Here is a 23,038-nt window from a genome sequence, read left to right as displayed (position 1 = left end):
GTATGCGATGATCCTACTGTCAATTCGTGCACTAATCCTTTGTGCACTAATTGTTAGTGCGCCATAACAAGAGGACGCCGCGTGGACGATCCGCCCGTCCGCCGACACCACCCCAGGGAGGGTCACCCATGACCGTCGTAGCCGCCCCCGACACCGACGCCCGCCAGGAGGCCGGGCCGCCGGGCGCCCTCGTCGTCCGGTGGCTGACCTCGACCGACCACAAGGTCATCGGGTACATGTACCTGGGCGCCGCGTTCGCCTTCTTCCTCGTGGGCGGCGTCATGGCGCTCCTCATGCGGGCCGAGCTGCTGTTCCCGCACCTGCAGTTCATGTCCAACGAGCAGTTCAACCAGCTGTTCACCATGCACGGCACGATCATGCTGTTCTCGTTCGCCACGCCCCTGTTCGCGGGGTTCGGCAACGTCCTCGTGCCGCTCCAGATCGGGGCGCCCGACGTGGCGTTCCCCCGGCTCAACCTGCTGGCGTTCTACCTCTTCGTCTTCGGCAGCCTCATCACACTGGCGGGCTTCCTCACCCCCGGCGGCGCGGCCAGCTTCGGCTGGTTCGCCTACACGCCGCTGTCCGACGCGGTGCGCTCGCCTGGCCTGGGCGGCGACCTGTGGATCATGGGCCTGGTACTCAGCGGCCTGGCGTCGATCCTCGGCGCGGTCAACTTCATCACCACCGTGGTGTGCATGCGCGCGCCCGGCATGACGATGTTCCGCCTGCCCCTGTTCACCTGGAACGTCGTGCTCACCAGCGTCCTGGTGCTCATCGCCTTCCCGGTCCTGGCCGCGGCCCTGATCGCCCTGGGCGCGGACCGCATGCTGGGCACCTCGGTGTTCGCCCCCGAGCACGGCGGCGCCATCCTCTGGCAGCACCTGTTCTGGTTCTTCGGCCACCCGGAGGTCTACATCCTGGCCCTGCCCTTCTTCGGGGTGGCCTCGGAGATCCTGCCGGTGTTCAGCCGCAAGCCGATCTTCGGTTACAAGAGCCTGGTGGGCGCGACCATCGCCATCACCGGCCTGTCGGTGACGGTGTGGGCGCACCACATGTTCCCGACCGGCGCGGTGCTGCTGCCGTTCTTCTCGTTCATGACCTTCCTCATCGCGGTCCCGACCGGTGTGAAGTTCTTCAACTGGATCGGCACGATGTGGCGCGGGCAGCTCAGCTTCGAGACGCCCATGCTGTTCACCGTCGGCTTCCTGACCACCTTCCTCTTCGGCGGTCTGACCGGTGTGCTGCTGGCCTCCCCGCCGATCGACTTCCACGTCCACGACTCCTACTTCGTCGTGGCCCACTTCCACTACGTGCTCTTCGGCACGGTCGTGTTCGGCATGTTCGCGGGCTTCTACTTCTGGTGGCCCAAGTTCACCGGGCGGATGCTCGACGAGCGGCTCGGCAAGGTCCACTTCTGGCTGCTGTTCCTGGGCTTCCACGGCACGTTCCTCGTGCAGCACTGGCTCGGCGCGATGGGCTTCCCCCGCCGCTACGCCGACTACCTGCCCGACGACGGCTTCACCCAGCTGAACCAGATCTCGTCGGTCTCGTCGTTCGTGCTGGGCGCCTCGACGCTGATCTTCTTCTGGAACGTCTACGTCACCGCGAAGAAGGCGCCGAAGGTGACCGTCGACGACCCGTGGGGCCACGGCTGCTCCCTGGAGTGGGCGACGTCCTGCCCGCCGCCGCGACACAACTTCACGTCGCTGCCGCGGATCCGGTCCGAGCGTCCGGCGTTCGACGTCAACCACCCGCACGCCAGGGCCTGAGCCCGGCGGAGGACACGGGGAGGGGCGGGGATCCAGCACGGTCGGGATCGCCGCCCCTCCCCCGTTCAGGCCTACCCGTCGGCGTGCCGCAGCCGGCCGTCGGCGTCCGGCAGGTAGCGGACGCGTCGGCCCAGGTGGGGCAGCTCGATTCCACGCCCCCTCCGGACGACGTCCGGTTCGCGCGCGCTCACCCTGCGCCCGTCGAACGGTCCCCCGTGAAGTTCGACGGGGTGCTCCCGGACCGCGCCGCGGCCGTGCGGGCGCGTGGCGAGGGCCCACGCGCAGAGCAGGGCTCCGCCGCAGAGCAGCATCCCCACCCCGGGGTGCGCGCCCAGACTCAGGGCGACCGAGACGAGGGCGCCACCGCCCAACAGGGAGAACACGGTGGTCGCGCCCGTGCGGCGGGCGACCGGTGGGGGCATGTCTCCTCCTACCCGGGCGGTCGGCGCGACGGAGGCGACGGCCACACCGCCGTCGGTGGCGCGCCACCGCCCAACTTTTATTAGTGGACTAATTATTAGTGTACTAACTAAATGTCTGACGGCCGCTGCGCCCCGCCTCCCCCGTGAGTGTGCTCCACGCCTCAGGAACGACACGCGCCCCCGCGGCCGTCCAAGACGGTGCGGGGGCGCGTCGGCGCCCCCACCCCTCCCCTCTCGGGGGGCTCCGGGGGATGTCAGGGGCGGCCCAGGGCTGTCCCCGATGGGAAACGTCGTCGGCGACCGGCAGGCTGGAGATATGAACGGAAAACTCCAAGGACGTCTCGTCCGCAGTGACTCCGACCGCCTGCTCACCGGCGTCTGCGGCGGTATCGCCGCCTTCCTCGGTATCGACTCCACGATCGTCCGCGTCGCCTTCGCGGCCTTCGCCCTGCTGGGCGGCGGCGTGTTCGTGTACATCCTCGCGTGGCTGCTCATGCCGGCCGAGAGCGAGAGCCACTCCTTGTTGGAACAGATCATCCGCAACTTCCAGGGAAAGCCGAGCGTGAACTGATGTGGACCCTTCGAGCCCAGCCGGGCTGGCAGCGCCGCGAGCTGAGGACCCAGCGCGAGGACCGGGAGGCCGAGGAGACCCGCGAGCCCGCCACCGCGTGCGGAGCCGAGCAGTAGGATCCGGACCCGCCGGTCGCGACGTCACCACGCGGCTCGTCCGGATGCGCGTGCCACCCATGTCGCCGGAGCGCGTTACCATCCGATCTACCCCCGGAAAATCCTGACTCGTCCGGGAGGTCCGCCGTGAGCACGTACCGCACCCGACGATCAAGGTCCCCCTCACCGTGAGCGCAACCTCCTCCGTCGCCCTGCCGGCCTCCGCCATGGATCTGGCCCCGGCCGATCCCCGACGCATCGGCCCCTACCGCACACTCGCGCGTCTGGGCGCGGGCGGGATGGGGATCGTGTACGCGGCGACGTCGGACTCCGACACCGAGCCGGTGGCGGTCAAGCTCATCCACACCGAGTACTCCGCCGACCAGGAGTTCCGAGCCCGCTTCGCCCGCGAGGTCGACCTCCTGGGCCGGGTCGGCGGCGCCTGCGCGGTCCCGCTCCTGGCCTCCGACACCGGTGCCGACCGCCCCTGGCTGGCCACGCCCCTGGTGCGCGGCCTGACCCTGGGCGCCCACATCCGCAAGCACGGACCGCTCGACGAACACCTCCTGCGCGGCCTGGCCGCGGGGGTGGCCGAGGCCCTGGCGCAGATCCACGCCTCGGGGATCGCCCACCGCGACCTCAAACCGACCAACATCATCCTCGCGCCGGACGGGCCGAGGGTGCTCGACTTCGGGGTGGCGCGGGCGATCGACCAGACGGCGTTGACCCGCACCGGGACGGTGGCCGGGTCGCCCGGGTGGATCAGTCCCGACCAGTACCGGGGCGAGCCGATCTCCACCGGTGACGACGTGTTCGCCTGGGGCGCCCTGGTGGCGTACGCGGCGACCGGGCGCCCACCGTTCGGCACGGGCAACCCGGCCGTGGTCGCACACCGGGTGATGAGCGGCGAGCCGGATCTGGAGGGTTTCCAGGGCCCCCTCGCCGATCTGGCCCGGCGGGCGCTGGCCAAGCACGCGGCGGATCGGCCGACTGCCCTGGAGGCGGTCTCGGGGGTGATCCAGGCCGGTGTGCCGGACCGCGCGATCGCCCCGATCACCGACCCGGCCACCGCGGCGGACGCCGTGGCCGCCCTGCTCGACCGCGACTGGCGCGGGATCCGGGCGGGCGCCGAGCGGACGGTGGAGCTCCCGGCGGCCTCCGACGGCGCGGCCGGGCGGACCCTCCGCCTGGTGGGGGCGGCGGTCGGCGGGCTGGTCCTCCTGGCCGGGCTCGCCCTCGGCGGGGTGGCGCTGGCCCAGAACTGGGACTCGCTGCCGATGGCCGCCTGGCTGACCGGCGGGGAGGAGGCCGAGCCCAGCCCCGAGGCGGAGCTGGCCGAGGCGCGCCGCCCCGGCCCGGTCGCGGAGGAGCCCACCGAGGAGCCCTCCGGGGAGGCCTCGCCCTCCCCCTCCCCCGAACCCTCCCCGTCGGAGGAACCGGAGGAGCCGTCACCGGAGCCCGCCGCTCCCGAGGAGAGCACCGCCCCCGAACCCGAGGAGCCGGCCACCGTGGCCATCACGGTGTACAACGCCGAGGAGCCGTGCCGTGCCCCGCGCTCCGCGGAGTGCTCGTTGGGACTGGCGCACAACCCGTACGGCGTGTACTCCGATCCGGGCAACCGCGCCGGGGCCGTCTGGCACGACGACCGGCTGGACGCGGCGTGCGTGGTCGGGGACGGCAGAACAGTCACCGACGAGAGCGGGTACAGCTCCACCCGCTGGTACAAGGTCACCACGGCCGACGGCGTGACGGGCTGGCTGCCCGGGGCGCGCACCCGTGACGGGGGCCAGGTCCGCACCTGCGGGACCCACGAGGTCTGACGCCCGAGGACACCGCCGCAGCGGACGAACGACGGCGGCGCGCCCGGGATTCGGGTCGGCGAACCGTCCGCGGCGTGTTTCGGCGCACCGCGCGGAGTGTCGCGGAACTCCTCCACCACCTCTCACCCACAGCCTCCACGCGACTACTTTTCGTGTGATCGGGGGCGGGGTATACCGGCCGCGTTCGGTTCTCCTCGCAGTTCGGGCGGCTCGCATGACCCATGGACACGCCTTCCCGCCGATGACCACCGTCGGCCCCGACGACAAGCGCTACCCGGCGCTCGCCCGCGGCTTCAACCAACGCTGGATCGCGCGTCCCGACTACGTCCGCCTGGTCGGCTCCCCCGCCGGCGCCGTCCGAGCCCTCTCCGAGGCGGTCAACCAACGCCCCGCCGATCCCACCCGCACCCGGATCACCGTGCGCTCCGGCGGGCACTGCTACGAGGACTTCGTCTCCGGCGACGACGTCCGGGTCATCCTCGACGTCAGCCCCATGTGCGGCGTCTACCACGATCCCGACCTCGAAGCGGACTGCGTGGAGGCCGGCGCCACCAACTGGCACGTCTACAGCCACCTCTACCCGATCACCGGCCGAGCGCTCCCCGGCGGCTCCTGCTACTCCGTCGGGACCGGCGGCCACGTCACCGGCGGCGGCTTCGGGCTGCTGTCCCGCCAGTTCGGCCTCACCGTCGACTACCTCTACGCCGTGGAGGTGGCGGTCGTCCGCCCCAACCGCACGGTCGACCTCGTCCTGGCCACCCGCGACGACCCCGGGACCGACCTCCGGGACCTGCTGTGGGCGCACACCGGAGGCGGCGGCGGGAACTTCGGTCTGGTCACCCGCTTCTGGTTCCGGGACCTCCCCCGACCGCCCAGGAACGTCCGCCTGGCCGCCCTGTCCTGGAAGTGGTCGAAGTTCGACAAAGCCGAGTTCGGCAAGCTGCTCACGGCCTACGGACAGTACTTCCGCGACCACCAGGACCCCGACGAGGCGTCCGGGAAGCTGTTCGCGATGCTCAAGCTCAACCACGTGAGCAACGGGGAGATCGGCCTGCTCGCCCAGATCGACGACGACGATCCCGGCGGCGAGGAGGCACTGGCCTGCTTCCTCGACACGGTCGACGGCGCGATCAAGCCCAGGTCGGGTCAGATGAGCGCCCCCATGGGCGAGCACCCGCCGGTCCGGGACATGCACACCCCGCGCGTGCTGCCCTGGCTCACCGCCACCCAGGCGCTCAACGGCTCGGGCGCGAACCGGTGCGGCAAGTACAAGTCGGCCTACATGCGCAAGCCCTTCACCACCGCCCAGATCGACGAGATGTGGGCCTACCTGGGCAACGTCCACTACAAGGACTACGTCAACGGGGAGGCGCTCATCCAGATCGACTCCTACGGCTCCGCGATCAACCAGCCGCCCAGGGACACGGCGGTGCCCCAGCGCGACTCGATCATGAAGATGCAGTACCAGGTGTACTGGAAGCGCACCGAGTCCGAGGGCGCGATCAAGCGGCACGAGGCGTGGATCCGCGACATCTACCGCAAGACGTTCGCCACGAGCGGCGGGGTCCCCGCGATCAACGACCTGACCGACGGCTGCTACATCAACTACCCCGACGCCGATCTCGGCAGCCGTGAGTGGAACGCCTCCGACGACACGTGGCACACGCTCTACTACAAGGGCGCCTACACCCGGTTGCAGCAGGTCAAGAGGTGCTGGGACCCGCTCGACGTGTTCCGCCACCGGCAGTCGGTCCGGCTGCCCAAGGCCCGGCAGGACGGAGCCGGCTCCTAGGGGATCCCGGTCACGCCAGTCGGTCGACTGATGCTGTGGGAGACCGCCGATCCCTAACGTCGTCCCCATGAACGCGACGAACGAAGGAACGTACCTGGTCACCGGTGCCACGGGCAGGGTCGGGGGCCAGGCGGTACGACAGCTGCTCGACGCCGGGGCGACCAACGTGCGCGCGCTGGTGCGCGACCCGTCGGCGGCCCGCCTGCCCACGGGAGTGGAGCTGGTCAGGGGCGACCTGTCCGACCCGGACTCCCTGGACGCGGCGCTCGACGGCGTGACCCGCGTGTTCCTGGTCTGGCCCACCCTCCAGGCCGACGCCGTCGCCCCGCAGGTCCTGGCCCGGATCACCGAACGCGTCCGTCGGGTGGTCTACCTGTCCTCGACGGGAGCGAGCGACGCCGAGCCCAAGGACCCCGTCAACCGGTCGCACGCGCGGATCGAACGCATCCTGCGCGAGTCGGGAGTGGAGTGGACCTTCGTGCGGGGCGGGGGCTTCGCGGGCAACGACCTGGCCTGGGCCGAGGAGGTGCGCACCCGGGGCGTGGTCCGCGAGGCGTTCGCGGGCTGGCGCAGATCGGTCGTCCACGAGACCGACCTCGCGGCCGTCGGCGTCCGCGCGCTGACCACCGACGACCACGTCGGCGCGGTGTTCGCGGTCACCGGCCCGGAGGCCCTGAGCCAGGCCGAGCGGGTGCGGATCATCGGCGAGGTCACCGGTCTGGACCCGCGTTTCGAGGAGCAGACCCCCGAGGAGGCGCGCGAGGCCTTCCGCGCCTGGCTGCCGGAGGACGCGGTCGAGGACACGATGACCGCGATGGCGGCGACGACGCGCGTTCCCGAGCCGGTCACCGCGGACGTCGCCGAGGTGCTCGGCCGTCCGGCGCTCCCCTACCGGCGGTGGGTGGCCGACCACCTGGCGGACTTCCTCCCCGAGGACGGCCCCGGCGGCGGCGTGCCGTAGCTTGGGGGCGTGCTGCGGGGACGGGACGGGGAGACGGCGAGGATCGACGCGATCGTCGCCGACGCCCGCTCCGGTCGCGGCGGCGCGCTCGTCCTCAGGGGCGAGGCCGGGATCGGCAAGTCGGCGCTGCTGGAGTACGCCCGGTCCAGGGCGACCGGCATGCGCGTGCTGCGCGGAGCCGGGGTCGAGGCGGAGAGCGAGCTGCCCTACGCGGGTCTGCACCTGCTGCTGGGACGGGCCGTGGAACGTGCGGAGACGCTGCCCGGTCCCCAGGCGAGAGCGCTGCGCGGCGCGCTCGGGTCGGCCGACGACGGCGAGCCGAACCGGTTCCTGGTCGGGCTCGCGGTCCTGACCCTGCTGGCCGACCTGGCGGAGACCGAGCCCGTGCTCTGCCTGGTCGACGACGCGCACTGGCTGGACCAGGCCTCGGCCGGGGCGCTGCTGTTCGCGGCCCGGCGACTGGAGGCGGAGCGGGTCGCCGTCCTCATGGCGGTCCGGGAGCCGCACGCGCCCCAGCTCGCCACACCCCACGTCGACGAGCTCCCCGTCCGGCGGCTCCCCCGCGCGGACGCCGAGGAACTGCTGCGGGAGCGCGCGGTCCTCCCGCGCCGGGAGAGGGAACGCGTGCTGGCCGAGGCCGCCGGAAACCCGCTGGCGCTGCTGACGCTGTCGGACACCCGGGGCGACGACGGCACGGGAGCGCGGTTCGGCGAACTCGGCCGGGTCCAGAACGCCTTCGCCGAGCGGGTCGCGGCCCTGCCCGAGCCGACGCGCGCGCTGGTCCTGGTCGCCGCGGCCGACGACTCCGGCGAGATCGCCGCCGTGCTCCGCGCCGCCGCGGACCTGGGCGCCCGAGGGGAAGACCTGCGACCCGCCGAGGACGAGGGGCTGCTCCGCGTCCGCGAGGGACGGGTGGAGTTCGGCCACCCGCTGGTCCGGTCGGCCGTCTACCAGGGGGCAACCTCGGACGCGCGCGCCGCCGCGCACCGGGCGCTGGCGACGGTGTTCGCGTCGCGCCCCGAGACCGCCGACCGTCGTGCCTGGCACCTGGCGGCGGCGTCCGCCGCACCCGACGAGCGCGTCGCCGCCCTCCTGGTGGAGACCGCCGAACGCGCGCGGACACGCGGCGGGCTCTCGGCCGTGTCGGCCGCCTACGAACGCGCCGCCGCGCTGAGCCCCGACCCCGGGGACCGGAGTCGCCGCACGGTGGCCGCCGCCGAAGCGGCCGTCGACGCGGGGGACCTCGCCCGCGCGGCCGGCCTGGTCTCCCGGGTCGACCCGTACCGCGGGGATCTGGCGGAGCGCGCCGCCGTCGCGCGGCTGCACGCGCGCCTCGCCGTGGCTGACGGGAAGGCGGACGAGGCCCATCGGATCCTGTTCGGCACCGTCCTGGCCTCCGGGGGCGCTGAACCTGCGGGTGCGGGTTCCGCCGGTGGTGCCGCGGAGACCGGGGCGCTGTTGGTCGACGCCGTTCGGGCGGCCTGGGTCGCCAACGACTTCGACTGCGTGGCGGGCATCGGCGCGTACGCCGCCCGCTTCCCCGAGGGGGCTCCGGCCCGGACCCTGGCCAGGGCGGCGCTCGCGACCAACCGGCTCGACCACGGGCACGTCGCCGAGGGCGTCCGCGAACTGCGTTCCCTCCTCGCCGAGCCCTCACCGGCCGCCGAGGCGCCACGCGACCGCGTGACCCGCGCCCGGCTGCACCTGGCCGCGGGCGACCTCCACGGCGCCCACCGGCTGGCCACCGACCTCGAACGCGAATGCCGCCACCAGGGCGCGATGGCGGTCCTGCCGGGGGTCCAGGTGGTGCTCGCGCACACCCAGACCCTCCTCGGCCGCCTGCGCGACGCGCGCGCCACTCTCGCCGACGGCCTCCGGAACGCGGCGGAGACCTGCCAGGACCACGCCCGTGTGGAACTCCTGTCGGCGGGGGCCCGGATCGCCGCCCTCCAGGGGGACGACGATCGCTGCCGCGCGCTGGCCGCCGAACCCCTGGAACTCGGCACGGCCCCCGCCTGCGCGCAGGCCGCCGCCGCGCTCAGTCTGCTCGACCTCGGACGGGGCCGCTACGAGGAGGCCGTGGTCAGGATGGAGGCGGTCGTGGCGGGCGATCGCCCCATGGGTGTCGTCGGCAGCCTCCCCGTCCTGGTCGAGGCGGCGTTCCGCCTGGGGCGGCCGGACCGGGCCGCCGACGCGGCCGACCGGTACGCCCTCTGGGCGGAGGCGACCCGGCAGCCCTGGGCACGGGCGGTGGCGCTGCGGTGCCGAGCCCTGCTCGACGGCTCCGGGGCGGACTTCCAGAGGGCGCTGGAGCTGGACGCCCTCCCCTTCGACCGGGCGCTGACCCGGCTGCTCTACGGGGAGTGGCTGCGCCGCCGTCGACGGATGACCGAGGCCAGGCGGCACCTGCGCACGGCGTCAGAGGACTTCCTCCGGTGGCGGGCCGAGCCGTGGGCGGCGCGCGCCCGCGCCGAGCTGCGGGCGACGGGGGAGATCCGCGCGACCGACCCCCTCGCGCGGGACGGCGCGGAGGAGCTGTTGGACCGGCTCACGCCGCAGGAGCTCCAGGTGGTCCGGCTGGCCGCCACCGGCCTGAGCAACCGGGAGATCGGCGCGCGGCTGTTCCTGAGCCCGCGCACCGTCGGCCACCACCTGTACAAGGCCTACCCGAAGCTCGGCGTGGCCTCGCGGACCGAACTGGGCGCGCTGGGGCTGCACCGCGAACCGCCGGAGCGGCACGGCGACGAGCGGGCCCCGACCGGGTGACCGGGCCGCTCGGCGGACGGGGGTCACTCCCGGTCGCCCAGGAGGCCGAACAGCAGGTCCCGGTTCCCCGGCAGGGGGCCTCCGGGGGCCACTCGTCCCAGTGGCCCGTCAGCGTGCCGAGCAGGTACCGCAGGTGGCCGTCCCGGTCGGGCAGCGGCGCGATCCCGCTCGAAGATCCGTTCTCGCTCATGTGGAGGGACGCTGGTAGCCGGGTACGACGGGTTCGCCCGTCACCGCGGACGGAGCTCGCCGGGCGACGGAACACCTAGGCGCCCTGCGGCTCCCTCTCCTTCGCTGCTCGCCCGTCCCCGGACTCGTCGGTCGGGACCTCGGCGCCGGTCGTCTCCCCGCCGAGGCCTTCCAACCGCACACCCCGCAGCGCCCACAGGACGACGAGCCCCACCGGGATCAGCACCGCCGCCGTGAACCCGTACCCCGTCTGCACCGCGACCGTGAACGCCGACCGCGCCGCCTCCAGCAGCTCGGCGCCGATCGCGCCGGGCAGCGTCTGCGCGACCGCCGTCGCGCCGCCGACGCTCTCCCCCGCCGCCTCCACCGCGTCGGCCGGGACCTCCTCCAGCCCCGCGCCGTCCAGCAGCCGCCGGTAGACCACGGCGGCGAGGCTGCCCAGGAAGGCGAGGCTGAGCGCGTTGCCGAAGCCGCCCGCGACATCGCCCATCGCGGCGGCCGACCCCGCCTTCCTCAGCGGCGCCGACGCGATGATGAGGTTGTAGCTCAGCGTGAACAGCGGTCCCAGCGCCAACTGGATCACCACCGCCGCCACGACGATCCCCGGCAGCGTCCCGCCGCCGACGAACCACACCATGGCGACGGCCCCGGCCCCCGCGAGCAGCAGCGCGAACCCCATGACGAACCCCGGCCGCGCCCACCGGTTCAGGACGGTCGGCAGCAGACCGCCGACGATCGAGCCCAGGGCGGGGGCGATCAGCAGGAGGCCCGCCCGTCCCGGCGACATCCCCTCGACCGCCTGCAGGTACTGGGCCAGCAGCATGTCGGCCCCACCCGCGCCCAGCAGCATCAACAGCATGGCCACCAGGGACACCGAGAACGCGGGCGTCGAGAACAACCGCAGGTCGAGAAGGGGTTCCGGCACGCGCAACTGCCGCCGCACGAACAACGCCCCGAGCGCCAGCCCCGCCGCGACGCAGACCAGGTAGGGCCACATCGGGGCGCCGGACCCGCTGGCCATGTCGTCGGCCATCTCCTGGAGCCCGAAGATCACCGCGATGACGGCCAGCACCGAGAACACCACGCCCAGCAGGTCCAGGCGCTGCGTCCGCTCCCCCTCCACACGCGGCAGCAGCGGGGCGAACAGCAGCAGGAGCACCGCCACGGGGACGTTGATGAGGAACACCGAGCCCCAGGAGAAGTACTCCAGGAGCACGCCGCCCAGCGGCGGTCCGATCGCCATCCCCGCCGAGAACGAGCTCATGACCACGGCGATGGCGGCGGAGAACTGACGCGTGTCGGGGAACATCACCCGCAGCAGGGAGGTGATGCTCGGCAGCAGGGAGGCCGCCGCCATCCCCATCACCGCCCGCGTCGCGATGAGCATGAGCGGATCGAAGGACAGCGCCGCGACCAGGGAGGACACGCCGTACACCGCCACCCCGACCGTGAGCAGCCGCCGGTGGCCCATCCGCGGTCCCAGCCACCCCATGGTGAGCACCACGCCGACCTGGAGGAACGAGGCCACGTGCAGGATCCACAGCAGCTGTGTGCTGCTGGGGGCCAGGTCCGCGGCGATGGCTGGCAGCGCCAGGAACAGGACGGTCATGTCCGTGGCCGACATGAGCAGCGGCAACGTCAGCACCGCGAGGCCCAGCCACGCACGCCAGGTCGCGGTTCGGGGGATGTCGGTCGCCACGTCGTTCTCCCATGTGTCGGAGGGGTCCCAGCGCCCCGACCGTAAGACCTCAACCATGGTTTCGATCAACGCGGATGAACGCGATGTGACGAGCGTCACGCGACTCTGCGCGACGAGACGAGACGAAGTCCCAGGAAATTCTCGCCGAGAGTGAGCACAAGGGCACAAGCCCCGTGTCTCACGGGTTCCCGTGCATTATCGTCTCGTCACATGGGGCACACACCGAGACATGCGCTGATGGACACCAAGGACCGTACAGGTCCCCCCGAACCGCACGCGACACTGTCCGCCTACTTCGGGACGCCGCTCGCCCCCCGGGAGTTCACCCTCCCCGACGGCGTGAGAGTGGGCGTGGACTGCGCGGACGACACCCCCACGACCGTGCTCGGACAGTGTTACATCCACTGGGGACAGATCAAGTCGAACCAGCGCAACAAGGTCATCGCCGACGCCTTCAAGCTCGCCTGGCTCCGGAACACCGGCTTCCCCGACGCGCGAGCCGTCCTGGCCCTGAGCACACCCTTCACCCGCCTGCTGGGACGCGGCGCCTGGCTGCCCGCCGCGCTCGCCGCGCACCGGATCGAGGTGCTCCTGGTGGACGAGGGGCAGAACGTACAGCGTATGGATATCGTCCCGTGACCGCTTCTTCATAATTCATCCATTTTTTATCCCTACCTTTGACGGGTCAACGATCTCCGCGGGCCGTCGACGATCCTGCTTCCGCCCGCTCTCCGTCGAAGTCTCCGGTTCCGTACCGGAGGAGTCTTGTCTGGAGGGTGTCCCGTGGGCTCATCCCATGTGGTCGCGCTGGTAGGTAATCCCCGCTCGGGCTCTCGCACCGCCCGCGCCGCGGAGCACCTCGCTCGTCTGCTCTCGGCCGCGATCCGGTCCGACGCACCGGTCACGACCGTCGACCTGTCGGCCTACGGCCCCGCCGTGCTCGACCCCCGCGCCGCCGACGTCGACTCCGCCGTCGACACCGTGCGCTCCGCCGACCTGCTCGTCGTGGCCAGCCCCGTCTACAAGGGCACGTTCACCGGCCTGCTCAAGTCCTTCCTGGACCGCATGCCGCCCGAGGCGCTGCGCGGCACCGTCTGCGTCCCCCTCATGGTCGGCGCGTCCGACGCGCACTCGTCGGCCCCCGAGGCGTCCCTGCGCCCGGTCCTGGTCGAGCTGTCCGCCATCTGCCCCACCCCCGCGCTGTACCTCAAGGAGGCCGTGCTCGGGGAACTGGGCAGTGACACCGACCCCGCGCTGCGCTGGTACGACCGGCACGCGCGGACGCTCTCCTCGGTCATCGACGCACTCCCGGTACGCACGTGATCCGGCAGGCTCCACCGTCCCCCGGCTCGGCCGCCGCCCCCTTCTCCGCGGCGGCCGAGCGCACGTGTTCGTCCCCTGAGGAGCAGGCTTGACCTTCCCCCAACCCGGCCCGCACGCGGCCGACGCCCACCGCGACCCCTCCGCCTTCCGCGACGGCCTCGCCCGCATGGCCACGTCCGTCTGCGTGATCACCACCGAGGTCGGATCCGGCCGCCACGGCTTCACCGCCAACAGCGTCGTCTCCGTGTCCGCCGATCCGCCGCTGATCGGGGTCTTCCTGGCGACCTCCGCCGAGTGCCACGACGCGTTCGCCCACGCACGCACCCTCGCCGTGAACGTCCTCGCCGACGGACAGGAGCACCTCTCCACCCTCTTCGCCACCCGGGGCGCCGACAAGTTCGGCTCGGCCGAGTTCGTCCGCGGCGACCTGGGCGCCCCGGTTCTGCCCGGCGCCGCCGTCATCCTGGAAGGTAGCGTGCACGCACGACACTCCGCCGGGGACCACACGATGTTCCTCGTCGACGTCGCCCGCGTCCGGGCCGGGGACACCACCCCCCTCGTCTACCAGGGGCGCCGCTTCCGAAGGTTGGCCGCCGCGTGACCAGAGAACGCATCGAGGTCCGTGGGCTCACCAAGACCTACGAGGGCGGTGACCCGCACCGGCCCACCCTCGACCGGATCGACCTCGACGTCCCCCGGGGACAGTTCGTCAGCCTCATCGGCCCCAGCGGCTGCGGCAAGTCGACCCTCGTGCGCGTCATCGCCGGGTTGGAGGACTACGACGAGGGCGGTGTGACGGTCTTCGACGCCACGCCCCGCCAGATGTGCGCGGCCAAGGCCGTGGGCTTCGTCCCCCAGACCCCCGCGCTCCTGCCGTGGCTGAACGTGCGGCGCAACGTGTCCCTGCCCGCCCGGGTCAACCGCAGGGCCGGGAGGGGCAACGAGCACCCGGACGAGCTGCTGACGATGGTCGGGCTGGAGGACGCCGCCCGCAAGTACCCGCACGAGCTGTCCGGCGGCATGCGGCAGCGGGTCGCCATCGCGCGCGCGTTCGGGACCCGCCCCGACCTGCTGCTCATGGACGAACCCTTCTCCGCGCTGGACGAGTTCACCCGCGAGGCGCTCCAGTGGCACCTGCTGCGTCTGTGGGAGCACATGTCGACGACGGTCCTGTTCGTCACCCACTCGGTCCGGGAGGCGGTCACGCTCTCCGACCGGATCGTGGTCATGTCCGCCCGCCCCGGCCGCGTGCACGAGGTGATCCCCGTCGACCTCCCCCGACCGCGCGGCGACGAGGTGACCGGTCCCCGCGGGCGCGCCCTGGAGGACCGCGTCCGCGCCTCGCTGCTCGGCGCCTGGGAGAGCGGCGCCGCCCCCGACGACCTGATCCCGCAGTGACGGGAGGAGAGAACGTGGCCACCGTCAGCAGAGCGGCGGGCGTCGATCGCCGCGCCGCGCCCGAACACCCGCCCGCCTCCCGACGGCCCCGGAGGCGTCGCGGGCGCCGATCCCCGCTGTCCCCGCGCGTGTGGCTGCCCACCGTCGTCGCGGTCGCGCTGGTCGGCGTGGGGTGGTCGTGGGTCGCCGCCGAGCACCCCTACGTCCTTCCCGCGCTGTCCGAGGTCGGCGAGACCCTGGTCTCCGACCCCGTGCTCTTCGTGGAGAACGCCTGGTCCACGCTCCAGATCGCGCTGCTCGGCGTGGCCTGGGGCGCGGGGACGGCGTTCGTCCTGGCCCTGCTGATGTCGGAGATCCCCGTCCTGCGCCGGGCGATCATGCCGCTCGCCGTCGTCCTGAACGTCACCCCGGTCGTCGCCCTGGCGCCCGCCCTGGTGGTGGCGTTCGGGTTCGGCATGACCCCCAAGGTCATCGTCACGGCGATCGTCACCGTCTTCCCCGTGCTGATCAACGTCACCACCGGCCTGCGTTCGGTCCCGGGTCCGGCGCTGCACGTGTTCAGGACGCTGCACGCCTCCCGACTGGAGGTGCTGCTGAAGCTGCGCCTGCCCAGCAGCCTCCCCTTCGCCCTGGCCGCGCTCCGCGTGGTCCTCCCGCTGTCCATCGTGGGCGCGGTCGTCGCCGAGTTCGTCGCGGCCGGGTCCTCCAGCGGGCTCGGGACGATGATCCGCAACGCGGCGGCCAACGCCCAGCTGCCCCATGTGTACGCGGCCATCGCCTGCCTGGCGACGATGGGCGTGCTCATGCTCGCTCTCACCACCCTCCTCGAGCGCAGACTCCTGTTCTGGCACGAGTCTCAACAGAGAAATCCCTCATGATCGGAGCTGTCCGCATGTCTACCCCCATCGACCCTCCCCGGCCCCGGTACCTACGCGCAGCGGCCTCGGCGGCGGCGGCATCCGCCGTCCTGCTGGTCTCGGCGTGCGGCGGGGGACAGGAGGGCGAGGCTCCCGCGGCCGCGGCCATCATCGACGACGAGCGGTGCGCGGCCAACGAGGCCGCCGGAACGATCACCTACGTCACCGGTTACCAGTACCAGGCGTCGGTCAGCATCCTGGAGGCGATCGCCGCCGACGCGCTCGGGTACTTCGCCTCCGTGTGCCTGGACGTGGAGATCCAGCCCGGCAGCGGTGACACGATCGGCAACGCCCAGCTGGTCGCCGCGGGCACCGCGCAGTTCACCTCGCTGGGCAACGAGGCCGAGATCCTCCAGGCGAACGCGTCCGACATCGGCGTCATGGGCATCGCCACCTACGGGCACGTGCCCATCGCGACACTGCTGACCGGACCGGACATCGAGGCGCTCGGCGACCTGGAGGGCTCCACGCTCGGCCACAAGGGCATGCTGCCCGCCCCCCTGGAGGCCATGCTGGCCGCCGAGGACGTGAACCTCGACGAGATCGAGCAGGTCGAGGTCGGCTACGACCCCAGCGTCCTGCCGCGCGACCAGGTCCAGGCGCTGACCGCGTTCCGCTCCAACGAGCCGTTCCTCCTGGAGGGCATGGACGAGGAGTTCACCGAGTGGCGGCCCGAGGAGTACGGCGTCGTCGGCTCCTTCGGCGTCATGGCGACCTCGCCGGAGTTCGCCGAGGAGAACCCGACCGTGGTCGAGGACTTCCTGCGCGCGCTGTCGCGTGCCTTCTCCTACTGCGTGGAGAGCGAGAACGGCGAGGAGTGCGTCGGGTACGCGGCCGAGTTGAGTGACTCGGGCTACGACGTCGAGCACAACCTCCGCGTCTGGCAGACCGAGAGCGACCTGGCCACGGGCACGACCCGGGAGAACGCCCCGGTCGGGTTCATCGACCTCGACGCGACCGAGGCCGAGGGCCAGACGCTCGTGGACGCGGGCCAGCTCGACGAGCTGCCGGATCTGGAGCCCCTCTTCGAGCCCAGCTACCTGGAGGGCGTCCACACCAACGGCGAGGTGACCTGGCCCGCCGAGGGGCAGTGAAAGCACGGAAGTGACCAAGGAGTCTGAAGGAATGACTGAACCAGGCGCGACGGCACCCACGGAGTACGGTCTCTTCCTGCCGATCGGCAACGGCGGGTGGATCATCTCCGAGACCGCCCCGCACCCCGAGGCGAGCTACGAGTACAACCGCCGCGCCGCCGTCCTGGCGGAGGAGAACGGCTTCGACTTCATCATGTCGATGGGCAAGTGGCGCGGCTACGACGGCGCCACCGACCACTGGGGCCGGACCCTGGAGTCCATGACCATGATGTCGGGGCTCGCCGAGGCCACGGAGCGGGTGAAGGTGTGGTCGACCGTCCACACCAACCTGTTCCACCCGGCCCTGACCGCGAAGATGTTCACCACCCTCCAGGAGATCAGCGGCGGCAGGGCCGGGCTGAACATCGTGGTCGGCTCCTACGTGGACGAGTTCGCGCAGATGGGCCTGTGGCGTGAGGAGCTGTCGCACGCCGACCGGTACCGGTTCACCGAGGAGTGGACCACACTGGTCAAGCGGCTGTGGACCGAGGACTCGGTGACCTTCGACGGTGAGTTCCACCGTCTGGAGGACTGCCGGTCGCGTCCGCACCCCGACCCGGTGCCGACGCTGATCAGCGCGGGCCGTTCCGAGACCGGCCTGAACTTCCAGGCGCGGCACTGCGACGGGTCGTTCCTGACCGCGTCGACCCTGGAGGGCCTGCGCGACGCCAGCCGCGACGTGCGCGAGCGGGCGGAGGCGCTGGGTCGGCGGATCAGGACGTACTCGATGCTGACCGTCGTGATGGACGAGACCGACGCGGCCGCCGAGGCCCGCCGTGGGAAGTACGGGCGGGGCGCGGACATCGACGCGATCGTCAACATGAAGCGCTCGTGGGGTCTGCCCGCCGACAAGGCGCTCTCCCTCACCGCCGAGAAGCCGGAGGACGAGGCGTTCCAGACGCCGTTCGTCGTCGGCTCGCCGGACACGGTGACCGAGCGGATCCAGGAGATCGTCGGGTTCGCCGAACTGGACGGGTTGATGCTGATCTTCCCGGACTACCACGCGGATCTGGCGGCGTTCGGCGAGGCGGTCATGCCGCGCCTGCGCCCCGACGTCGTCACGGCCACGAGCCGCTGACCGGCACCGCTCCCCCACCCCCGTACCGGGGTGCGGGGAGCGGGGGCCGCCGTCACACCACGGCGGCCCCCACCACCCGCCCCGGACGCGTCGTGACGAGTGCCACATCACCACGGGTGACGATCGGGAGCGTACCCCGACGTGCCCCTAGCCCACAGTGACCAGCGCGCCAAACCCCCTATACCACCGTGGTTTTGGTCCACTAAAGTCCTGATTCATGCGGCACACACCCCACACTGAGCAGGAGTGCTCTCTGGGCTGAACCACCACAGCCATCCCCCTTTTCGTCACCGTCCGTACACATGGTGGCCATGCCCGACCGCCCGGTCGTCGGCACCCCACCTCCCCCAGCCCCGGCCCCGCTGCGGGTCGACGCGAGCCCCGTCCACTACGGCGCGCGATCGACCACACACTCTGAAGCACGTCCTGTCGTGTGCCGCACCTGTTTCCGCCCCGGGGGCGCGTGCCCCCGACACGAAGGAGTGACCGGCCATGTCCACCCCCCACCCCCCTACCCCGCGGCGGCGGTCGCGCTTCGGCTCCGCGGCCGCGGTCTCGGTCCTGTTCCTGAGCGCCGCGTGCGGCGGCGCCCAGGAGGACGAGGAGCCCGAGTCGGCCGCCGTCATCAACGACGAGCGGTGCGCTACCAACGAGGCCGCGGGCACGGTCACCTACCTCACCGGCTACCGGTATCAGGCCTCGGTGAGCATCCTGGAGGCCGTCGCGGCCGACGCGCTCGGCTACTTCAACGACGTGTGCCTCGACATCGAGATCGTTCCGGGCACCGGTGACACCTTCGGCAACGCCGAGTCGGTGGAGAACGGCGAGGCGGAGTTCACCTCGATGGGCAACGAGGGGGAGATCCTCCAGGCCCACGAACGGGGAATCGACGTGATCGGTGTCGCCACCTACGGGCACGTGCCGATCGCGACGCTGCTGACCGGACCGGACGTGGAGCGGCTCAGCGACCTGGAGGGCGTCACCCTCGGGCACAAGGGCGCCCTGCCGCCGCCCATCGCGGCCATGCTCGTCTCCGAGGGCGTGGACCTGGACTCCATCGACCTGGTGCAGGTCGGCTACGACCCCTCCGTCCTGGTCGAGGAGGAGGTCGGCGCCCTGACGGCGTACCGGTCCAACGAGCCGTTCCTGCTGGACGCGATGGACGCGCGGTTCATCGAATGGCTGCCCGGCCAGTACGGCGTGGTCGGGTCGTTCGGTGTGATGGCCACCAACGCCGAGTACGCGGAGGCCAACCCGACGGTCGTCGAGGACTTCCTACGGGCGCTCTCGTACGCGTTCGAGTACTGCCGGGACAACGTCACCGAGTGCGTGGAGTTCGCGGCGGAGTTGGAGGACGAGCAGGAGTACGACGTCGAGCACAACGCGCGCATCTGGCAGGAGGAGTACGAGCTGGTCAGCACCTACACGGTGGAGGGCGACCCGCTCGGCAGCATCGACCTCATCCGCACGGAGGACGAGGCGAACGTCCTGTTGGAGAACGGCCAGCTGGAGGAGATCCCCGAGCTGGAGCCGCTGTTCGAGCCCCGCTTCCTGGAGTCGGTCCACCCGGCCGGCGAGGTGAGCTGGCCCCGCGAGGAGTAGCGGCCCCGCACGGGTCCCGCGCATCCGATCCGCCGTCGCCCCGGGAGGGTGGCGGCGGATCGTTCTGTGTACGCGTACTCACTCCTTCTGTCACCCGTGTCGGCATAATGCACGCGACGAGACGGCACGGAACACGCCGACGCACGAGCCGACACGGGAAGCGATGGATGAAGTTCGAGCTGGTAGATCCCCCCGAAGGGTCACATGAGCCCGCACCCGAGCCCCCGCACCGGCCACATCCGACCGACGCGACCCGCCCTGCGGGGAACGTGGTTCCCGTCACGTCGCTGGCTCGCATGCGCGACCGGTCAGGCAACCATCTGAAGGCGCTCTCCCAGGTCATCGCCTCGATCCAGCCCTCCCTGACCCGGATGAACGCCCGCATCGCCCAGGTCGAGCGCGAACAGGCCGAAAGCGGCCACACGTGCGGCGACCCGCCGGACGACTTCCGCCCCGACCGCTTCTCTCCCCGCCGCCCCTCCGCCGCACCCCAGGAGTCGCCGTGACCGGATGGAACATCGACGCCCCCGGAGTCGGCGGCGTCCTGAACACGGTCCTCACCCACCTCGGCGACGGCGAGGGCAGCGGCCTGGACGGGGCCGTCGGCAGGGCCCAGGACGGGATCGTCGACGCCGCGTCGAGTGCCGTCAGCGCGCCCGTGGAGGCCGAACTCTTCAACCTCCTCGAACACCTGGGCGCGCTGTCCGGGGAGATGTTCGCCCGCGCCGGCTCGGCGTTCGAGGGCTGCGCGAACGCCGTGGACGCCTATCTCGTCGGCAACCACGAGATGGCCGAGGAGGCCCAGCGCAACGCCGGCCGGATCGACGAGTCGGACCTGTCGCCGAACGTGTGACCCCGCCCCTCCCCCAGTGACATGGAGCCCCCGTGCCCCCCGTTGACGTCAGCCAGCCCAGTCCCGACACCAGGTTCCAGCAGCCCGTCGACCCCGACCCACTGACGCTCGTCTATCCCCCGGCGATCCCCATCCCCGGGACCGCACCGGAGTCCCTTCAGGCCGCCGCGGCCGACATCGGCGCCGCGGCCTCGGAGATCTCGCAGGGCGGGAACGACGTCAGGACCACGTGGCAGGGGCTGCAACCGCACTACTCTGCCCCCGAGGCCGAGGACCTGTTCGCCGTCATGGACGTCGTCGCCGAGAAGGGGGACACGATCCAGGACGACCTGGCGGACGCGGTCAGCGCCCTGGAGGAGTTCGCCGAGGCCGCCGAGACGGCCAAGAGCCAGCTGAGGGAGCTCAGGGACAGTTCCTGGGAGTTCTACGAGGAGAACAAGGACGACGAGTACTGGCACCTCAATCTTCGGAAACTCGGTGAGAACAGGGCGCTGAAGCTCGCCGTCAACCGGGTGTGGGCCAGATTCCAGGAAGCCGAACGTGACTGCGCCAACCGGATCGTCGCCGTGCACGGCGGTGACACCACCTACACGGCGGCGAGCGCGGAGGAGCCCGGGGCGAACGAGATCGTCCACGGCATCGATCCGGACGACGTCCCCGACACCGCGTACGACCTGACGTCGTTCGGGGACTGGCAGCGGGTGTGGGATGACGCGAACCACATCGCCCGCGACTCCGCCAAGCCCTGGCCCCTGGACTGGGCCGCCGACACCTACTACGCGAACTGGGACAACTTCGGCGGCGGGATGGTCTGGGACATGGCGGTGTCCTCGGTCGCCACGACCGGGCTGTGGCGCGAGGGCAGCGGATGGGCGGGGACTCCCGGCGAGGCGTGGGACAACGCGATCCAGCACCAGAAGGAGCGGTTCCAGGGGCTGGGCGCCCTGGCGGGGGTCTACGGCGAGGACGGGTGGATGAACCCGTTCTCCGGCCCCGACACGTGGAACTGGGACGGCGACACGTGGCGGGACAACGCCGGTGCGGCCTGGACCGAGGTCGCACATGGCTTCCTCCCGTGGCGGGAGTGGGACGACCGCCCCGCGTACACGGTGTACACGGGTGCGGGCAACCTCGCGCTGACCGTGGTGGCCTTCCCGGTCCGGGGCGGAACGATCCTGGCCCGGCTGGGCAGTGGCGACTTCCTCGACGGCGGCCGCGTGCCCAACGACCTGTCACCGGGGGACCTCCCGACCCACTGGGGAAACGGCGCGGCGAGCCGGATCGACTTCGACCTGTCGGAGCACCTCACGCGCGGCGGTGGGGGTTACGCGGGGGTGACCTCGTCGATCGGCGAGCTTCTGCGGGGTCTGGGCGCGGACTTCGAGGCCCGGTTCGGGGATCTCGGCGACGGTGCCCCGAACCGGGACCTCCACCACGACGGCACAGCCACGGGATCGCGGTCTCCAGAGGTTCTCCCACCCGCCACGACGGGAGATCGGACGGACGTCGCGGACTCGTCCTCGGACCGGGCGGAGGACGACGAGCAGATCGAGCGTCAGGCGAGCGACCTCGTCACCGAGGTCGATGGGCGGTACCGCGACGAACTCAACGGTAGTCAGGGTGAAAGTAACCCCCGCACCCCCGATCGCGCATCTTCCAAACCGAATACCACTCACGAGATAGATCGGATTGGCGCCAAGACCCCCACAAGCCACACTGACAACTACGGACATCGCACTGACCCAAGCCAGTCGTCACAAAGCCAAGGAGGCGTTCACCAAGACGAACCCGACACAGAGGACCTGGAAACAGCCCGGGGAGACACTCCAGAATCTCTGGATCCCTCGCATGACGACCCATGGGAAGAATCCCTCGATAATCGGCAGGACTTCCCCTACAGCATCCCTGAAGACATGCCAGCCGATCTGGTTTCAGAGGTAAGCGACACCGTTTCCCTCCTCGAATCGGTACACAGGTTTCCAGAGAATATGCGCACAGTCAGATTCGAAACCGGGCCATTGCCTCCCGGAGTTCTCGGTAGATATGAGATGCGAACGCGAACGATCACATTTGACCCTGCCGCACCCAGGCTCCGCGAGAACTTGATCCATGAGATCGGCCACGCACTCGATCATTTGGCCTCTCCGAACCCTGGCGTCGCGTCAGCCGTGCCCAAGACGACACAGATGCGGGACTGGCGCAGGGCCGTGGTGGAGTCCTGGTCGTATCACCAACTGGACGCTGAGCCGAGCACCAGGTACCAGAGCTACTTGTTGCGCAACACCGAGATGTGGGCCCGCTCCTACACCCAGTGGGTTGCCGAACGTTCGGGGGACGCCCGGCTGCGGGACGAGCTCCGGCAGCATCTTTCGGGACCAGCGCCGAGCAGGTATCGTCAGTGGGAAGACGAGGAGTTCCAGCCGATCGCAGAGGCGATTGACAAGGTAATCGAAGAAGATTGGGGACTGCAGTGATTGCTATCGTCAACGACCCGGAGAACTACACCCTCGATGAACTGGTCCAGATGTACATGGACGAAGGATTCGACGAGGAGAGTGCTCACGTTTATGCAGACATTCTAAAGAACCCCATCGAGGAAGAGACCAACTAACTCCGAAGACTAGTGAAAACGATCTCAAAGGCGACCCAG

The 23,038-nt window shown here is 71.2% G+C and carries 19 protein-coding genes; 17 read left to right on the top strand and 2 right to left on the bottom strand.

Annotated elements, in window-relative coordinates; genetic code table 11:
• Positions 1 to 128: 128 nt before the first annotated feature.
• Positions 129 to 1,769 carry a cytochrome c oxidase subunit I gene (gene ctaD, locus AB0I72_RS18960; RefSeq protein WP_358570099.1) on the top strand — a complete coding sequence of 547 codons (1,641 nt, stop codon included), beginning with the start codon at positions 129 to 131 and terminating at the stop codon, positions 1,767 to 1,769.
• A gap of 71 nt (positions 1,770 to 1,840) precedes the next feature.
• Here the strand turns inward: ctaD and AB0I72_RS18955 are convergent, their stop codons facing one another.
• Positions 1,841 to 2,191, bottom strand: coding sequence for a hypothetical protein (locus AB0I72_RS18955; RefSeq protein WP_358570096.1), 351 nt, complete (start codon positions 2,189 to 2,191; stop codon positions 1,841 to 1,843).
• Positions 2,192 to 2,507: 316 nt separating this feature from the next.
• Between AB0I72_RS18955 and AB0I72_RS18950 the strand changes: the two genes are divergently transcribed.
• The 5 genes from AB0I72_RS18950 to AB0I72_RS18930 all read left to right on the top strand — a co-directional run bounded on the left by AB0I72_RS18950 (position 2,508) and on the right by AB0I72_RS18930 (position 10,196).
• Positions 2,508 to 2,762 (top strand): PspC domain-containing protein, encoded by a 255-nt coding sequence (locus AB0I72_RS18950; protein ID WP_358570093.1) that lies wholly within the window; start codon positions 2,508 to 2,510, stop codon positions 2,760 to 2,762.
• Positions 2,763 to 3,045: 283 nt separating this feature from the next.
• Positions 3,046 to 4,677 (top strand): serine/threonine-protein kinase, encoded by a 1,632-nt coding sequence (locus AB0I72_RS18945; RefSeq protein ID WP_358570090.1) that lies wholly within the window; start codon positions 3,046 to 3,048, stop codon positions 4,675 to 4,677.
• Positions 4,678 to 4,891: 214 nt separating this feature from the next.
• Positions 4,892 to 6,469: a BBE domain-containing protein gene (locus AB0I72_RS18940; protein ID WP_358570087.1), complete on the top strand. Its 1,578-nt coding sequence runs from the start codon at positions 4,892 to 4,894 to the stop codon at positions 6,467 to 6,469.
• A 67-nt stretch (positions 6,470 to 6,536) separates the two neighbouring features.
• A complete protein-coding gene (locus AB0I72_RS18935; RefSeq protein WP_358570084.1) occupies positions 6,537 to 7,430 on the top strand; it encodes an NAD(P)H-binding protein in 894 nt (297 codons plus the stop codon).
• A gap of 9 nt (positions 7,431 to 7,439) precedes the next feature.
• Positions 7,440 to 10,196 carry a LuxR family transcriptional regulator gene (locus AB0I72_RS18930; RefSeq protein WP_358570081.1) on the top strand — a complete coding sequence of 919 codons (2,757 nt, stop codon included), beginning with the start codon at positions 7,440 to 7,442 and terminating at the stop codon, positions 10,194 to 10,196.
• 265 nt (positions 10,197 to 10,461) lie between these two features.
• Here AB0I72_RS18930 and AB0I72_RS18925 read toward each other — a convergent pair whose 3' ends face one another.
• Positions 10,462 to 12,084, bottom strand: coding sequence for an MFS transporter (locus AB0I72_RS18925; protein WP_358570078.1), 1,623 nt, complete (start codon positions 12,082 to 12,084; stop codon positions 10,462 to 10,464).
• A gap of 237 nt (positions 12,085 to 12,321) precedes the next feature.
• Here AB0I72_RS18925 and AB0I72_RS18920 point away from each other — a divergent pair, with 237 nt between their 5' ends.
• The 11 genes from AB0I72_RS18920 to AB0I72_RS18870 all read left to right on the top strand — a co-directional run bounded on the left by AB0I72_RS18920 (position 12,322) and on the right by AB0I72_RS18870 (position 22,862).
• A complete protein-coding gene (locus AB0I72_RS18920) occupies positions 12,322 to 12,723 on the top strand; it encodes a hypothetical protein (protein ID WP_358570076.1) in 402 nt (133 codons plus the stop codon).
• A 144-nt stretch (positions 12,724 to 12,867) separates the two neighbouring features.
• Positions 12,868 to 13,407, top strand: a complete 540-nt coding sequence (locus AB0I72_RS18915) for an NAD(P)H-dependent oxidoreductase (protein WP_358570073.1) — start codon at positions 12,868 to 12,870, stop codon at positions 13,405 to 13,407.
• A gap of 88 nt (positions 13,408 to 13,495) precedes the next feature.
• Entirely contained in the window at positions 13,496 to 14,008 is a 513-nt protein-coding gene (locus AB0I72_RS18910; RefSeq protein WP_358570070.1) for a flavin reductase family protein, read from the top strand.
• On the top strand, positions 14,005 to 14,805 hold the full coding sequence (locus tag AB0I72_RS18905) for an ABC transporter ATP-binding protein (RefSeq protein WP_358570067.1): 801 nt from the start codon (positions 14,005 to 14,007) through the stop codon (positions 14,803 to 14,805). The genes AB0I72_RS18910 and AB0I72_RS18905 overlap by 4 nt, the downstream gene beginning before the upstream one ends.
• 14 nt (positions 14,806 to 14,819) lie before the next feature.
• Positions 14,820 to 15,683: an ABC transporter permease gene (locus tag AB0I72_RS18900; protein ID WP_358570064.1), complete on the top strand. Its 864-nt coding sequence runs from the start codon at positions 14,820 to 14,822 to the stop codon at positions 15,681 to 15,683.
• A gap of 14 nt (positions 15,684 to 15,697) precedes the next feature.
• Positions 15,698 to 16,816, top strand: coding sequence for an ABC transporter substrate-binding protein (locus AB0I72_RS18895; protein WP_358570061.1), 1,119 nt, complete (start codon positions 15,698 to 15,700; stop codon positions 16,814 to 16,816).
• Positions 16,817 to 16,847: 31 nt separating this feature from the next.
• Positions 16,848 to 17,933, top strand: a complete 1,086-nt coding sequence (locus tag AB0I72_RS18890) for an LLM class flavin-dependent oxidoreductase (protein WP_358570059.1) — start codon at positions 16,848 to 16,850, stop codon at positions 17,931 to 17,933.
• 492 nt (positions 17,934 to 18,425) lie between these two features.
• Complete coding sequence (locus AB0I72_RS18885) at positions 18,426 to 19,535, top strand: ABC transporter substrate-binding protein (protein ID WP_358570056.1); 1,110 nt, start codon at positions 18,426 to 18,428, stop codon at positions 19,533 to 19,535.
• A gap of 296 nt (positions 19,536 to 19,831) precedes the next feature.
• Positions 19,832 to 20,041 (top strand): hypothetical protein, encoded by a 210-nt coding sequence (locus tag AB0I72_RS18880; protein WP_358570054.1) that lies wholly within the window; start codon positions 19,832 to 19,834, stop codon positions 20,039 to 20,041.
• Entirely contained in the window at positions 20,038 to 20,388 is a 351-nt protein-coding gene (locus tag AB0I72_RS18875) for a DUF6507 family protein (RefSeq protein WP_358570051.1), read from the top strand. Before AB0I72_RS18880 ends, AB0I72_RS18875 begins: the two co-directional genes overlap by 4 nt.
• Before the next feature lie 32 nt (positions 20,389 to 20,420).
• Positions 20,421 to 22,862: a hypothetical protein gene (locus AB0I72_RS18870; RefSeq protein ID WP_358570048.1), complete on the top strand. Its 2,442-nt coding sequence runs from the start codon at positions 20,421 to 20,423 to the stop codon at positions 22,860 to 22,862.
• Positions 22,863 to 23,038 lie beyond the last annotated feature (176 nt).

This window comes from Nocardiopsis sp. NPDC049922, assembly GCF_040660275.1.
Lineage (GTDB): Bacteria > Actinomycetota > Actinomycetes > Streptosporangiales > Streptosporangiaceae > Nocardiopsis.
This window is presented reverse-complemented; position numbering and strand designations above follow the sequence as displayed.

Excerpts from the sequence above, each read along its gene's own strand:
- AB0I72_RS18920 (WP_358570076.1), top strand. The coding sequence starts at position 12,322 with ATGGACACCAAGGACCGTACAGGTCCCCCCGAACCGCACGCGACACTG.
- AB0I72_RS18885 (WP_358570056.1), top strand. The coding sequence starts at position 18,426 with ATGTCCACCCCCCACCCCCCTACCCCGCGGCGGCGGTCGCGCTTCGGC.
- AB0I72_RS18940 (WP_358570087.1), top strand. The coding sequence starts at position 4,892 with ATGACCCATGGACACGCCTTCCCGCCGATGACCACCGTCGGCCCCGAC.
- ctaD (WP_358570099.1), top strand. The coding sequence starts at position 129 with ATGACCGTCGTAGCCGCCCCCGACACCGACGCCCGCCAGGAGGCCGGG.
- AB0I72_RS18935 (WP_358570084.1), top strand. The coding sequence starts at position 6,537 with ATGAACGCGACGAACGAAGGAACGTACCTGGTCACCGGTGCCACGGGC.
- AB0I72_RS18950 (WP_358570093.1), top strand. The coding sequence starts at position 2,508 with ATGAACGGAAAACTCCAAGGACGTCTCGTCCGCAGTGACTCCGACCGC.
- AB0I72_RS18955 (WP_358570096.1), bottom strand. The coding sequence starts at position 2,191 with ATGCCCCCACCGGTCGCCCGCCGCACGGGCGCGACCACCGTGTTCTCC.
- AB0I72_RS18880 (WP_358570054.1), top strand. The coding sequence starts at position 19,832 with ATGCGCGACCGGTCAGGCAACCATCTGAAGGCGCTCTCCCAGGTCATC.
- AB0I72_RS18890 (WP_358570059.1), top strand. The coding sequence starts at position 16,848 with ATGACTGAACCAGGCGCGACGGCACCCACGGAGTACGGTCTCTTCCTG.
- AB0I72_RS18895 (WP_358570061.1), top strand. The coding sequence starts at position 15,698 with ATGTCTACCCCCATCGACCCTCCCCGGCCCCGGTACCTACGCGCAGCG.